The sequence below is a fragment of the Streptomyces sp. NPDC087787 genome (assembly GCF_044743035.1).
Taxonomy (GTDB): Bacteria; Actinomycetota; Actinomycetes; order Streptomycetales; family Streptomycetaceae; genus Streptomyces.
The window spans coordinates 146,574-159,301 of record NZ_JBIUVQ010000006.1; the positions used below are offsets into that span (position 1 = coordinate 146,574).

At 71.1% G+C, this 12,728-nt stretch carries 12 protein-coding genes and 1 pseudogene; 8 read left to right on the forward strand and 5 right to left on the reverse strand.

Going from position 1 to position 12,728, the window contains the following annotated elements:
- Window positions 1-4: 4 nt before the first annotated feature.
- The 4 genes and pseudogenes from ACIOWN_RS12140 to tnpA form a co-directional block, all read right to left on the reverse strand.
- The gene (locus ACIOWN_RS12140; protein WP_401981891.1) at window positions 5-718 is read right to left on the reverse strand and encodes a YidC/Oxa1 family membrane protein insertase; all 714 of its coding nucleotides are present in this window, start codon (window positions 716-718) and stop codon (window positions 5-7) included.
- A 91-nt stretch (window positions 719-809) separates the two neighbouring features.
- A complete protein-coding gene (locus ACIOWN_RS12145) occupies window positions 810-1,175 on the reverse strand; it encodes a DUF6412 domain-containing protein (RefSeq protein WP_362348065.1) in 366 nt (121 codons plus the stop codon).
- A 95-nt stretch (window positions 1,176-1,270) separates the two neighbouring features.
- A pseudogene (locus ACIOWN_RS12150) lies at window positions 1,271-1,375 on the reverse strand (transcriptional regulator); the annotation flags it as partial.
- A gap of 89 nt (window positions 1,376-1,464) precedes the next feature.
- Window positions 1,465-1,893, reverse strand: a complete 429-nt coding sequence (gene tnpA, locus ACIOWN_RS12155) for an IS200/IS605 family transposase (protein WP_401981893.1) — start codon at window positions 1,891-1,893, stop codon at window positions 1,465-1,467.
- Between the two features lie 50 nt (window positions 1,894-1,943).
- On the opposite strand from tnpA, the gene ACIOWN_RS12160 reads away from it, so the two are divergent.
- The 3 genes from ACIOWN_RS12160 to ACIOWN_RS12170 all read left to right on the forward strand — a co-directional run bounded on the left by ACIOWN_RS12160 (window position 1,944) and on the right by ACIOWN_RS12170 (window position 4,719).
- Window positions 1,944-3,104 carry an RNA-guided endonuclease InsQ/TnpB family protein gene (locus ACIOWN_RS12160; protein WP_401981895.1) on the forward strand — a complete coding sequence of 387 codons (1,161 nt, stop codon included), beginning with the start codon at window positions 1,944-1,946 and terminating at the stop codon, window positions 3,102-3,104.
- A 151-nt stretch (window positions 3,105-3,255) separates the two neighbouring features.
- The gene (locus tag ACIOWN_RS12165) at window positions 3,256-3,462 is read left to right on the forward strand and encodes a hypothetical protein (protein ID WP_401981898.1); all 207 of its coding nucleotides are present in this window, start codon (window positions 3,256-3,258) and stop codon (window positions 3,460-3,462) included.
- A 216-nt stretch (window positions 3,463-3,678) separates the two neighbouring features.
- On the forward strand, window positions 3,679-4,719 hold the full coding sequence (locus ACIOWN_RS12170; RefSeq protein ID WP_401981901.1) for an SEC-C domain-containing protein: 1,041 nt from the start codon (window positions 3,679-3,681) through the stop codon (window positions 4,717-4,719).
- Between the two features lie 21 nt (window positions 4,720-4,740).
- Here the strand turns inward: ACIOWN_RS12170 and ACIOWN_RS12175 are convergent, their stop codons facing one another.
- Window positions 4,741-5,682 (reverse strand): LysR family transcriptional regulator, encoded by a 942-nt coding sequence (locus tag ACIOWN_RS12175; RefSeq protein WP_401981903.1) that lies wholly within the window; start codon window positions 5,680-5,682, stop codon window positions 4,741-4,743.
- 96 nt (window positions 5,683-5,778) lie between these two features.
- Here ACIOWN_RS12175 and ACIOWN_RS12180 point away from each other — a divergent pair, with 96 nt between their 5' ends.
- The 5 genes from ACIOWN_RS12180 to ACIOWN_RS12200 all read left to right on the forward strand — a co-directional run bounded on the left by ACIOWN_RS12180 (window position 5,779) and on the right by ACIOWN_RS12200 (window position 12,725).
- Complete coding sequence (locus ACIOWN_RS12180) at window positions 5,779-6,969, forward strand: nuclear transport factor 2 family protein (RefSeq protein WP_401981906.1); 1,191 nt, start codon at window positions 5,779-5,781, stop codon at window positions 6,967-6,969.
- Between the two features lie 222 nt (window positions 6,970-7,191).
- A complete protein-coding gene (locus tag ACIOWN_RS12185; protein WP_401981908.1) occupies window positions 7,192-8,865 on the forward strand; it encodes a serine/threonine-protein kinase in 1,674 nt (557 codons plus the stop codon).
- A gap of 103 nt (window positions 8,866-8,968) precedes the next feature.
- Complete coding sequence (locus ACIOWN_RS12190; RefSeq protein ID WP_401981911.1) at window positions 8,969-9,745, forward strand: class I SAM-dependent methyltransferase; 777 nt, start codon at window positions 8,969-8,971, stop codon at window positions 9,743-9,745.
- Window positions 9,742-12,462 (forward strand): SUMF1/EgtB/PvdO family nonheme iron enzyme, encoded by a 2,721-nt coding sequence (locus ACIOWN_RS12195; protein ID WP_401981913.1) that lies wholly within the window; start codon window positions 9,742-9,744, stop codon window positions 12,460-12,462. Before ACIOWN_RS12190 ends, ACIOWN_RS12195 begins: the two co-directional genes overlap by 4 nt.
- The gene (locus ACIOWN_RS12200) at window positions 12,459-12,725 is read left to right on the forward strand and encodes a hypothetical protein (RefSeq protein WP_401981916.1); all 267 of its coding nucleotides are present in this window, start codon (window positions 12,459-12,461) and stop codon (window positions 12,723-12,725) included. The genes ACIOWN_RS12195 and ACIOWN_RS12200 overlap by 4 nt, the downstream gene beginning before the upstream one ends.
- Window positions 12,726-12,728 lie beyond the last annotated feature (3 nt).

Genomic DNA, 12,728 nt, shown 5'->3' on the forward strand with positions numbered 1-12,728 from the left:
GCGCTCACCGGTGCAGCAGGAACCGCTCGGCCGCGCTCCACGCCGTACTGGTCACCACGTACAGCGCGGCGGCCAGCGGCACCACCGCCACGGTGACCAGCGTGAAGAAGGACATGTACGGCATGGCCCTGCCGACCGCGCCCACGGCCCCGCCGCTCCCGCCCGCCATACCCGCCATACCCGCCACGTCCGTCGCGTTCAGGGACTTCCTCGCGCGAACGAAGTTGAACGCGGCGACCACGGCCACCACCGCGAACAGCCCCAGATACACGGCTCCGGCCGCCCCGAACGCCCCGCCGCCGGCCAGGGCGTCGGCCCACCGCCCGTCGAGCGGCGCGGCCAGCAGCCGGTGGCCGAGCAGTCCGGCGCCGTCAGCGTCCGGCGTCGAGAACAGGTGGTACAGCAGGAAGAATGCGGGCAGTTGCAGCAGGCTGGGCAGGCAGCCCGACAGCGGCGACACCTTCGCCTCGGCGTGCAGTTCCAGCACGGCCTTCTGCAGCTTCTCGGGGTTCTTCCGGTACTTCTGGCGCAGCTCGCCGATCTGCGGCTGCAACGCGGCCCGCGCCTTCTGCCCGCGCGCGGCGGCCCGGGAGAGCGGGTGGAGGAGGAGTCGCACGAAAGCGGTGAACAGGACGATCGCGACGGCGGCCGCCGAGGCGTGGAACAGCGGCTGGAGCAGGTCGGCGAGTTGCTCGACCAGGCCGGCGAAAACGGACATGAGTGAGCCCTCCGGGGGTCTCGTCGTGCCAGGCGTACGGCGATGGCGTACGGGGATGACGGCATGACGACCCGCGCGGGGTCACTCGGTTTCACATGGTGGAGTGAGCGGTGCCCCGCACGGTGGTCGCCGGGAGGGCGTGCCCGGGTGCCCTGGGCCGCGGCCGGCCCGCGGCGTCGGGGTCGCGCTGGGGCAGGAAGGCCGTACGGCGGTCCCGGTCCCGGATGGCCGTACGCACCCGGGTGGGCGGTACGGCGGGTGCGCAGCGGGAGGCGAGCACCGCGCAGGCGACGAGCGCGGAACCGGCCGCGGCGGTCGCGGCGAGCGCGAAGGCCACGGTCCCGGAGAGACCTCCGGCGGTGGACAGGGCGACCGGAAGCAGGACGAAGAGGGGCAGGAGGAGGGACAGGAGCAGCGGCACGGCGGAGGGACGCGTGGCGACGCGACTGCGGATCACGCCGGCTCCCTCCCTCCGGTGTGCGCCGTGGTGCTCCGGCACCCGCGGCTCACCGTCCCGTCGTCTCGTCATCTGCTTCTACAGGGTTCATCCGGTTATACAGGATCGAGGTCGAGCGGCTGCAGCAGCCGCCTCGGCCTGAGCAGGGCCCGGCCGACCGGATCCGCCGGGTCCGGATCGAGTCCGGGTCCCGGCTCCATCCCTCTTCTTCGGAGGGAATCCGATCCTGAGCCCTGCGGCGCGGAGCGTCGCAGCGTTGCTCCGGAATGCTCTACGGCGACAGCCGTGCTCAGTCCGGTCGCTTCTGGCTCTCGATGTAGTCCTTGACCACCTGGAGCGGTGCGCCGCCGCAGCTTCCGGCAAAGTAGGAGCCGGACCAGAACCGGCCGTGCGTGATGGCCCAGTTCGTTCGGCCGGTGAACTCCTGTCGCAACCGGCGTGAGGACACGCCCTTGAGGGAGTTGACCAGGTTTGACAGGGAAACCTTCGGCGGGTAGTGCACCAGCAGGTGTACGTGGTCTCCTTCGCCGTTGAACTCGATCAGGTCGGTCTCGAAGTCCTCGCAGACCTTCCGCATGATCTCTTCGCAGCGCGTCAGCATCTCGTCGTTGAAGACGGTCCGCCGGTACTTGGTGACGAACACCAAGTGTGCATGAAGGTTGTAGACGACGTGACGACCTCGTCGTACATCAGGGTTTGGTTCCCAGCGTGGTGACATGAACCAAATGATAGAATCGAGGTCGACTCGAACCGTGGGGGGTGGGCTGAATGATCCGTGCGTACAAGTTCCTCCTGCGGCCCACCGTCCGCCAGGACCAGGCCCTCTCCGAGATGCTGGCCGATCACTGCTCGCTCTACAACGGCGCGTTACAGGAACGCCGCGACGCCTACCGGCACGTGTCGAAGACGAGCGTCGCGTACGGAATGCAGTCCGCGCAGCTCAAAGACATCCGGGCATTCGACCCGGAACGGCAGGGCCGCTGGTCCTTCTCCAGCCAGCAGGCCACCTTGCGGCGTCTGGACAAGGCGTTCGCCGCGTTCTTCCGCCGCACCAAGGCAGGCGACACGCCCGGATACCCGCGTTTTAGGGGTGTGAACTGGTTCGACACCGTGGACTTCCCGAGGAACGGGGACGGCTGCCGCTGGGACAGCACGCCGCACGATCCGGTCACCCGCGTCCGCTTCCAGGGCGTCGGGCACGTCAAGGTCAACCAGCACAGGCCGGTAACCGGCAAGGTCAAGACCGTCAGCATCAAACGCGAAGGCCGACGCTGGTACGTCATCCTCACCGCCGAGCAGACCGCGCCCGAGCCGCTGCCCAAGACCGGCTCCGTGGCCGGCATCGACCTGGGCATAGCCAACTTCCTCGCCGACTCAGGCGGCGGGTTCGTGCCCAACCCGCGCCACGGACGCAAGGCCGCCACGAAACTCGAAGCCGCACAACAAGCCCTCGCCAGGTTCCCGCGGGTGCGCCGCGACAAGCGCACCGCCAACCACCAACGAGCCGTGAACAAGGTGGCCGGCCTGCTGAAGCTTCCCCGTGAAGAGACTGAGCGGGAGTGGGTCCTGGTGCCAGGACTCGTGCTCAGCCGTGTGCCCCGAACGGTTGTGGGCACACTGGTCGCCCGCTTTCGCTCCGCGTCCGGCGCCAACGGATCGTGTCCGCGGTCCGGGAATGCGGGGGCGGGGTCCCTCGCACCCCGGGCTGCCCGATACGGCCTGGACAGTCCGTTGCCCCACCGCATCACTCACGGTGCGATGGGGGCGGTGCCGTCCGACGCCGGATCGGGCATCCCAGGGCGCGCCTTCCGATCGCCACGGCGGCAGCGTCGTGCCGCGTGGGCTTCCTGTTCTTGGCGGAGAGGGGTTTCTGCCAGTGCTGGGCACCCCAACGGCTGGTGTAGGCCGGGTCCACGGCGACGACCGTGACGCCGAGCTCGGCCGCCATCGACACCAGCCGTGCCCGCAGACGGGCGGCGGGCAGGCCGGAGATCAGTTTACGGAACCGCTTGCGGCGGCCGTGTTTCTCCCGGGTCTTCTCGGCGGCGAAGTCCAGGTCCTCGATCGCGAGGGACAGACCGTGACGCGCGGCCCAGTGCAGCAGACGGATCAGGGCATGGCGCACCTGCGCGTCGCGGTGGCCTGCGGTGCCGGTCAGCTGGTAGTCGAACCGGCGGGGCGCGCCGACCGGGTTGCCGTGCTCGTCCAGGCGCCAGGCGGCCAGGTGGTCGGCGTTCATGTCCACCCCGACCAGCCCGCCCGCACGGCCTGCAGCGGCACGGCCTGAACCTGCGGGTTCTGGCACGGGGCGCCGACGTGGCGATGGTGTTGTCGGCGGGACTGGCGCTGGCGGGCCTGGGGGTGGCGCGGGAGCGGAAGCGGGGATGAGAACGCGGGGCTGGACTCCAGGGGGCCTCGGGGATGGGGACCTCTAAAGGACCCCGGGCTCCCCTGGCCTGCAGATACCTCACTTTTGTCACTCCCCGGCAGTACGGTGTCCCCCATGCGCCCCGCCACGCCCGCCGAAGACGCCGACCACGCCACCGAAGCGGCCCGCCTCGAGCGGACCGCCGATCTGTATCCCGAGGACGCCGAGGCCCTCCTCCTCCAGGCCGCGGCCCACCGGGAGCTGTCCGGCGACCGCCCCGCCGCGACGACCCTCTACGACCGGCTCCTGTCCTCCGACACCGCCCTGGACAACCCCCACCTGGTCCGGGCCCTCAAAGCCGCCAACCTCTGGGAGTACGGCCACGAGGCGGAGGCGAGAGCGATCATCGAGGGCGTCCGTTCCGCGGCGCCCCGCGACCCGGCGCCCTGGGTGATCGTCGCGGAGTCCCTGGAGGCCCACGACGAACTCGAAGCAGCGCACGAGACGTTCACCCAGGGCGTGGAGCTGCTTCTCGCGGAGGCCCAGCAACCCCCGCGCGCCACCCACCCGCTCGTCTTCGGCCGCCACCGCGTCCGCCGCATGCTGGGCGCGGGCCACGACGACTGGGACATGCTGGCCGACACCCTGCACAACTCCCCGGTCCCGCTGGACGAACTCCACGACCCGAAGCGCGTCTGGTCCCTCGGCTCGGAGAACCCGGCCGAACTGCGGGCGGAGATCACCCGCCTCCGTGCCGAACTCGGCGCCTACCGCGCGGCCCTCTCCCGCCCCTTCCCGGTGGCGGTCCTGCACTGGCCGGCGGAGGAACTGTCCGAGCTGCTCACGGCCTACGACGGCCTCACGTCCGAATACCCCTCCCACGAGACCCACTTGGCGACGATAGAGGCCTCCCTGCGCGAACTGGCCTCCTCCGGCACCCCCAACCTGGGCATCGTCACGGGCACGGTTCCCTCCTACGAGGCCTTCGCCGCCTCGGAGGCCGCCTCCCCGTCCGACCCGGCCCTGCTTCCCCAGTACGCGACGACCCTGGCGGCCCGGGGCCGCGCGGTCGCCTGGCCACCGCAGCGGGGGTCGCAGTGCTGGTGCGGCTCGGGGCAGGCGTACGGGGAGTGCCACGGGGCGGCCAAGCCCGCCGAACCCGCTGGAACCGTCTGAGCGCGCCGGAGGCGAGCGGGTTCAGTCCCGCTCGCGGGCGCCGGCCTCAGCCGGCCGGTGCGCGGCCCGGCCGGGACGGCTCGCGCCGAAGGCCGTCACGAGCAGGTCGAGCAGCGGCGCCGAGCAGGGGTGCGGGTCGCGGCGCGGAGTGATCGTATGGATGCCGCGGGCCGGGGGGTCCACGAGGGCCACCGTGGTGACATCGGTCCGCAGCGCACCGCCCAGCACCCCCGGCATCAGCGCGATGGCGTGGCCGGCCGCGACCAGCGCCAGCTTGCCGGGCAGATCGGCCGCGGCGAGGTCGATGCGGGCGGTCACTCCGGCGCGGGCGGCGTGCTGGCGCAGCAGCGCCGCCGAGCCCTCGTTGTCCTCCACCCAGGTCTGGTCGGCCAGGGCCTGAACACGCACCGGGGCGCTCCCGGCCAGCGGGTGGCCGAGGGGCAGCACGACGACCATCTCGTCCATTCCCAGGAACCGTAGTTCGAGACGCGGGTCGTCGGGCAGTCCCGGCGGCGCGTCGGTGACCACGGCGAGGTCCAGGTCGCCCGAGACCACACGGTCGTACAGCTCCAGGCTGAGTCCGGGCGACAGGCTCCACGGGACCGTTCCGGCGGTGTCCAGCAGGCGGCGTATCGCCACGGGCACGATCCCGGCGGCCAGGGACGGTGTGGCACCGACGGCCAGGGGCCGTACCGGCGCACCGTCCCGCAGGTCCCGCACGGCACGAACCGCCCGGTCGGCCTCGGTGAGCGCGGCCGTCGCATGACGGCGGAACAGCTCCCCGGCAGGCGTCGGACGCACACCACGCGCGTGCCGCTCCACCAGCGGCACCCCGAGCTCGCGCTCCAGTCCGGCGATCTGCCGGGAGACGGCCGACTGCGTGTAGCCGAGTTCGTCGGCCGCGGCCGACAGCGACCCGAGCCGGCACACCGTCACGAAGGTCCGCCATGAAGTGAGCGTCATGGCCCGCAAGTATGCCCGCCGGTCTGCGGATCCCGCAGACCTGTCCTGCGAGATCTGCGCTTGTCGCAGCCCTCGTGGTGTCCGAGGCTCGGACGCATGACCGCACCTCACACCGTTCACACTGTCGCTGTGCTCGGCCTGGGCCGCATGGGCGCCGCGACCGCGACCCGACTCGCCGGCCAGAACTGGGACGTCCTCGGCTGGACCCGGTCCGGCCGCCATGCCGCCGCCGGTGCCGTCGAAACGACTCGCGACCCGGAGGACGCCGTGGCGAAGGCGGACGTCGCGCTCCTGGCACTGTTCGACGCACAGGCGTGCCGGCAGGTCGTCGACCGCATCCGCCCCGCCCTGCGACCGGACACGATCGTGCTGAACACCAGCACCATCGCCCCCGCCGAGGCCGCGGCACTGGCACGGCGACTCGGCCCGTCCTACGTCCACGCGCCCGTGCTCGGCTCCGTACCGGCCGTGGCCGCCGGCGCCCTGCGCATCCTCGCCGCCGGAGACCAGGACGCACTCGCCCGCGTCCGACCGCTGCTGCGCGCGCTCGGCACCGTACGGCCCGTCGACGACGCCGCCACCGCCGCGGCGCTCAAACTGATCGCCAACAGCAGTCTCGCCGGCGCCGTCCTCGCCCTGCGCGACGCACTGCGGCAGGCCGACGCCCTGGACCTGCCCCGCGCCCAGGTGCTGGACGTCCTCGAACTCGGCCAGCTCGGCGGCCTGGTCACCCGCAAGCGGACCTTTTTCGCCGACGGGACGGCCACGAGCACGGCCCCTGGGGAGTTCACCATCGGCGCACTGGCCAAGGACATGGCGCTCCTGGCCGCCGCGTCGGACAGCCCCCTGCGCAGCGCGGCCGACCTGGCCGGCACCCCGGCCGACCCGGAGGCCGACATCGCCGCGGCCGCCACGGTTCCCGCCGTGGACGGCGCCGTGCTCGAACCGCTGCGCCGCTACATCCAGGGCCACGCCACCGGCGACCCCGCCCACTTCCGCGAGGCGTTCCTGCCCACGGCCCACATCGAGGGCGTCCGGGACGGCGCGTTCGTGTCCTGGCGTCTGGACGAGTACTGCGGGCTCTTCCCCGGCCACCCGGCCACGGACGAGCCGACCCGCACCCGCCGCATCGACACCGTCGACGTCCACGGCACCGTAGCCACCGCGTCCATGACCCTCCGCCACGGCCCGGACACCTTCACCGACGTCTTCCTGCTGGTCCAGGCCGAGGGAAGGTGGCGCATCGCGAACAAGGCGTACCACCGGACTCCCCGGCCGGCGGCGTGAACGTCCTGGCCCTTCTCGTCCCGACGGTGCCGGCCGGCAGCCACCCGCTTCCCGGCCCGCCCCAGGCCGAGGTCCCCCGGCTCACGCCTGGCTGAAGGGACACCATCTCGGGCCAACTGATCTTGTCCCCCCAACAAGCTTTAAGGTGCTGCTTGTTGGTCGAGTCATCGGATCGGCGGATCAAGGGATCGGCGGATACGGGGATCAGGGGGACGAGGGCCGATGAACAACGCTGGTGCGACTGAGGTGTTCCAGCCCCTGCAGCCGGACGACCCACCCGTGGTGGCCGGTTACCGCCTCGCCGCCCGGCTCGGCGCTGGTGGCATGGGCCGGGTCTACCTGTCGCACACGCAGGGCGGACGACCGGTGGCGATCAAGGTGGTCCGCCCGGAACTGGCCGACGACCCGGTTTTCCGGCGACGTTTCCGCCGGGAGATCACCGCGGCCCGGCGGGTCCGGGGCGCGTACACGGCCGAGCTGATCGACGCCGACGCGGACGGCGTACCGCCATGGCTGGCCACACTCTACGTACCCGGCCCCTCACTGACCGAGGCTGTCGCCCGGCGCGGACCGCTGCCGGTTCCGGCGGTGCTGTGGCTGATGGCGGGGGTGGCCGAGGCCCTGCAGGCCATCCACGACGCGGGCATCGTGCACCGGGACCTCAAGCCGTCGAACGTGCTGCTGGCCACCGACGGCCCGCGCGTGATCGACTTCGGCATCTCGCTGGCCTCGGACGTCACTTCACACACCACTACGGGCGCCGCCATCGGCACACCGTCGTTCATGGCTCCCGAGCAGGCGTCCGCGGGCGAGCTGACGGCGGCGACCGACATCTTCGCGCTCGGTCAGACGGCGGCGTTCGCGGCGCTGGACGAGCCGCTGTACGGGACCGGCCCGGCGGTCATGGTGCTCTACCGGATCGTCAACGAGGAACCCGACCTCTCCCTCCTGCCCGAGCAGCTCCGTCCGCTGCTCGCCCGATGCCTGGCCACCGATCCGGAGGAACGCCCCACCCCGGCGGAGGTCGTCGAATGGTGCCGCCAACGGCTGGGCAAGGACGCCGACGCGGGCGGCGGACCGGCAGTCTGGCGGGAGATCGCGGGACCGGAAGTGACGGTCCCGCCCCCGGTCCCGACCCCCACCCAGGGCTACACGCTGCCCTCGGCCGGCTGGCCGCAGCCGTTCGTCACGGCCCCACAGCCCGCGTGGCAGCAGCCGGCCGTCACGGCCCCACAGCCCGCATGGCCGCGGCCGCCGATGCCTCCGAGCCCGGCCGAGCGACGCACCCGAAGACGCCGCGCCGCCCTGATCGCGACCGCCTCCGTGACAGCGGGTGCCCTGCTGCTGACCGGCCTGACCTGGTCGGTCGTCAGCACGGTGAACCGACTCCGTGCCTGGGAGACGGCCGCGTCCTCGACGCCCCCTCCGAAGACGTCCGCAGGGTCCTCGGCGTCCTCGCCCAGCTCCGGGAAGGATGATCGGGCATCAGAGGCGTCCCGCTCCTCCTCTGCCCCGGCCAAGCCGCCGCGAGCCGTCCCGTACGCCTTCCAGTTCCTGGACGACAAGAACTCACTGAGCATCAAGGAGCCGGTCGAGCGTGACGACCGAAAAGGAGACATCCGCCTCGTCTGCAAGGAGACTTGCGCGCTGGAAAGCGACACCAGCGTGCTCACCCTCCTGTACGGCAAACCGGGGGCCGGCCTCGAGAAGTGCCGTCTCGCCCTCTCCGGCGAGAAGAGCCACCACCTCGCGCTGGACTGGGTGGCGAGCGGCAGCGAGATCTGCGTCAAGCACTCCTCCGGAGACATCGCGCTGCTCGTGATCCAGGTGAAGTCAACCGCAATGCCGAAGATCGCCTTCGTCACCGCGGACATGACGGTCTGGCGGGCGGCGTAGCCAGTCCGGATTGACCTGTCACGCACTGTCGCCACCCCAACACCCCGCGATACCCTGCCGACTGACCGGTGAGGGCACGACCAGCAGACACGCGAGGGGGACCGTGGCGCGGCGTGATGTGCGGGATCACTACGACGGGCTCGCAGCCGAGTACGACGAACACTGGGTCTACGGCCCGGAGTACATCCCCTGGATGTCCGGCCGGATCAAAGAGGCGCTGACGCTCGGCCCCGACGACCGAATCGCCGACATCGGCTCCGGAACAGGCCTGTTCGCCCGCGAAGTGGCCCGGCAGACGCAGCCGCGCCATCCCATTCTGTGTGTCGATCCCTCTGACGCCATGCTCCGGGAGCTCGGTACTCCGTCCCCGCCCTCGCTGACGCCGGTCGTCGCCTCCGCGGAGGACATCGCCGAAGGACGGACCCGGCTGCCGTACGAGCGGCTCGACGCGATGTGGCTGAAGGAGTCGGTGCACCATGTGACCGACCAGGAGCGCACACTGCGCGGCCTTGCCAACCTGCTGGCCCCCGGCGGCCGACTGCTGGTGGTCATGCTTCCGGCCACAATCCAGTACCCACTGTTCAAGGCCGCCCTCGCCCGCTTCGAGGAACTGCAGCCGGACCCGGCCGTCATCCAGGAGCATCTGCGTACTGCGGGACTGGACGCCCGGCTCGACCACGTCGAGCACGAACTGCGGATCGACCGGGACAGGTACCTCGGCATGGTCCGTGCCCGCTATATGTCCCTGCTCTCCACTTTCAGCGACAGGGAGATCGAGAAGGGCATCGCGGAGATGCGAGCCGCTCACCCGGAGCCCGAGCTGGTCTTCCCCGACCGGTTCGCGTTCATCCTCGGACGACAGCCAAAGGAGCGCGCGTGAGCACCGTCGTCGACGAACGACTGCGACGTCTGCGCGGGGAGCTCGACGATCACACGCGGATCGCCGACCGTCTCGGACTCGATCTGGAGCGCCCGTTACGGTCGCTCAACGACGGCTACCCCGAGAACGCGGTAGCGCTTGTCGGGAAGCTGACCGAGAAGCTCCTCAAGGAACTGTGGCGACACCACGGCGTCGAGGGCGATCCCGCGACGAAGGCGCTGAACGACCTGGTGAAGCGCTGCCGCCCGTACATCCGGAGCAGCACGGTTCTCGACGCGCTCGACGACATCCGCCGCCTGCGCAACCGCTCCACCCACGATGGCTACGAGATCAGCGACGAGGACGGACTGCTCGCGGTCCGCAGGCTGGTCGACGTCCTGGTCTGGTTCACCGACACGGGCAGCGCCGCCCTGCTCGGCGGCGAACCCGACGTGGCCCCCGAGGTGGGCCGCCGCTGCGAGTTCCTGGCCGGGCTCCACATCACCCTCGGCTACCGTCAGGCCAAGCGGTTCGTCCTCAGCCCGGACACCGTCTATCTGCTGTTCTGCCGGGAGTCCGGTATGAAGCTCGAATACGTCGAGCTGATGCTCTCCCGGGACGCCGACGACCTGGGCACCGTCCTCGCCTCCCACGGGGGCGAGTTGCTCCGCACCCGGTTGCCCAAACTCACCCGGTTCGTCGTCGTGGACAACGACGGAGGCGCGGCCCCCGGAGCTCTGCACCAGTTGCTGGGCACGGACTTCCGGATCGTGCGGTACGACGGGTTCGTCGACACCCTCGTCAACCTGGACGCCCATCTCGCCGGGCTCACGGCCACCACCACCGCCGAGATCGCCGAGGGCACCGCCCAGGAACCGTGGGTCACTCTCGCCGCCACGGCCCTGAGCACCGACCCGCGCACCGGCGCACCGGAGGTGACGGAGTCCGGCGACGCGGCCGACCTCCTGGCCCGCCTGGCACGCGGAAGCGCCAACGTACTCGTCACCGGCCGGCCAGGCAGCGGCAAGAGCACCCTCCTGCGCGCCATGGCCACCAACCCGGAGATCCGCCGATTCCGTTTCTATTTCGACCTCGCCCTCAAACCGAAGGACGAACCCTTCTCCGAGTACGCGGCCCGTCTCCTCGCCCCGGCCATGGACGCCTCGGACCGCTCCCGCGCGTACGACCTCTTCCTCTACCTGATCCGCTCCGGGACCGCGCTGTGCGTCCTCGACGCCGTGGACGAGGGTGTCGAGGAACCGAGCGCCGCGGGATTCCTGCGCCTGTTCACCGACCTCGCGGCCGTCCTGTCCGCTGAGTCGGCGGTCGTCATGAGCTCCCGGGTCTCCTTCCTCGCGGACTCGCCCCAAGTGCGGCAGCTACTCGACAACGGCGCCGGACGCTCCGAACAGCTGGTCGAGCAGATGTACGCGAACGGCATCGAACCGTCACGCGTCCCCCACTTCCACGTGGTACGGCTGACCGAGCCCGCCGCGACCCCGCTGGAGAGGCGCCTGACCGCGCGACTCGGTCTCTCCCCGGGGCAGCCGCTCGCGCACATCCTCGGCACCCACATCACCCGGACGCTGACCGAGAGCGGGCGGCCCGAGCTGGAGGAGCGCCTTCCCCTCGCACTCGGCCAGCCATTCCTCACCGACCGAGCCGTCTTCTCCCTGCTCGACCTGCACCGCGCTCTGGGCCCGGACGCCTTCAAGGACGGACGCCTCGACCTGGCGGCCTGCGTCCTCGCTCCACTGCTGCGCCCGGCGGGTCCCGACCACGTCGCCTTCGTGCACACGGCATACCAGGAGTTGCTGGCCGCCCGCCATCTCACCGACCCGGCCCATCTGGACGCGGCGGCGGACATCCCGGGCGGCGCCTTTCTGACAGAACAGGTGCGTGCCTTCCTGGCAGACCAGTCCGCGGGCGCCACCGACACACGGGACGACTGCGTACTGCCCGCCGGGGCGTATCTGGTCGGTCCGGCCGAACGGCTCCTGATTCGCCGCGTCGAGCGCCCCGTACGTTTCGACCGTCGCGCCGTGACGGTCGCGCGCTACCGTCGCTTCCTCAACGCCCTTGATGCGGACGGTACATCGCGTTGGGACCACCCCGACCAGCCGGCGCATGTCAGCCACCACCCGTGGACCGACCGGCTGCGCCATCGCGACTTCTACGAGAACCCGCGTTACGACAACCACCCGGCAATCTGCGTCAACTGGTGGAGTGCCTACGCCTTCGCCGCGTTCGAAGGCAAACGCCTGCCGACGTCCCTCGAATGGGAGGCCGCGGCACGCGGCACCGACGGGCGGCTCTTCCCCTGGGGAGACGCTCCGGACACCAGCCTCGTCAACTGCGCCGACACCTGGGTCGCCCACCCCGTCGTGACCTACCAGGCGTGGTACCGGGACTTCGCCGGCGACGCCATTCGCCGCGCCGGAGCCACACCCTCTGACGAACGCCCCGGCAACCGCTCCCCGTTCGGCGTGCTGGACATGGTGGGCAACTGCTGGGAGTGGACCTCCACCAGCCTGGACGACCCCGCCGAGGCCGTCATCTGCGGCGGAAGCTACGACAACCCGATGCGCGCGGTGCAAACCAGCACCAAGGGCGTCTACCGCAAACGCGGCGGGAGCAACGCGGTCGGCTTCCGCTGCGTGCAGGACATCGATGCGGGGCACGTACCGGACATGGCGCAGGGGGCCGGGACGACCGGCGAGGAAGGAACGACGGCATGAGCGGCGGCGGACCCCGGCACGGCACCATCGTCGACCGTCGGCCGAGCGGCGGCGGAACGACCGGCACGGTGGGCTCCTACATCGTCCGGGACGACGAGGAGGAGCGGTACTACAGCTTCGACTACCGGCAGATCGTGACCGAGGGGTTCCGCACCATCCGGACCGGTGAACGAGTCCGCTTCCACATCAGCGCCCACAGCCCGGACCGGGCCGAGTTCGTCATCCGTCTCGACCAGCCGGACCCGGCGGCGTACTACCGGTGACGG

What these genes read in the sequence shown, in the direction of transcription:
- ACIOWN_RS12185 (WP_401981908.1), top strand. Translation starts at nt 7,192, where the DNA reads ATGAACAACGCTGGTGCGACTGAGGTGTTCCAGCCCCTGCAGCCGGAC.
- ACIOWN_RS12160 (WP_401981895.1), top strand. Translation starts at nt 1,944, where the DNA reads ATGATCCGTGCGTACAAGTTCCTCCTGCGGCCCACCGTCCGCCAGGAC.
- ACIOWN_RS12180 (WP_401981906.1), top strand. Translation starts at nt 5,779, where the DNA reads ATGACCGCACCTCACACCGTTCACACTGTCGCTGTGCTCGGCCTGGGC.
- tnpA (WP_401981893.1), bottom strand. Translation starts at nt 1,893, where the DNA reads ATGTCACCACGCTGGGAACCAAACCCTGATGTACGACGAGGTCGTCAC.
- ACIOWN_RS12175 (WP_401981903.1), bottom strand. Translation starts at nt 5,682, where the DNA reads ATGACGCTCACTTCATGGCGGACCTTCGTGACGGTGTGCCGGCTCGGG.
- ACIOWN_RS12200 (WP_401981916.1), top strand. Translation starts at nt 12,459, where the DNA reads ATGAGCGGCGGCGGACCCCGGCACGGCACCATCGTCGACCGTCGGCCG.
- ACIOWN_RS12140 (WP_401981891.1), bottom strand. Translation starts at nt 718, where the DNA reads ATGTCCGTTTTCGCCGGCCTGGTCGAGCAACTCGCCGACCTGCTCCAG.
- ACIOWN_RS12170 (WP_401981901.1), top strand. Translation starts at nt 3,679, where the DNA reads ATGCGCCCCGCCACGCCCGCCGAAGACGCCGACCACGCCACCGAAGCG.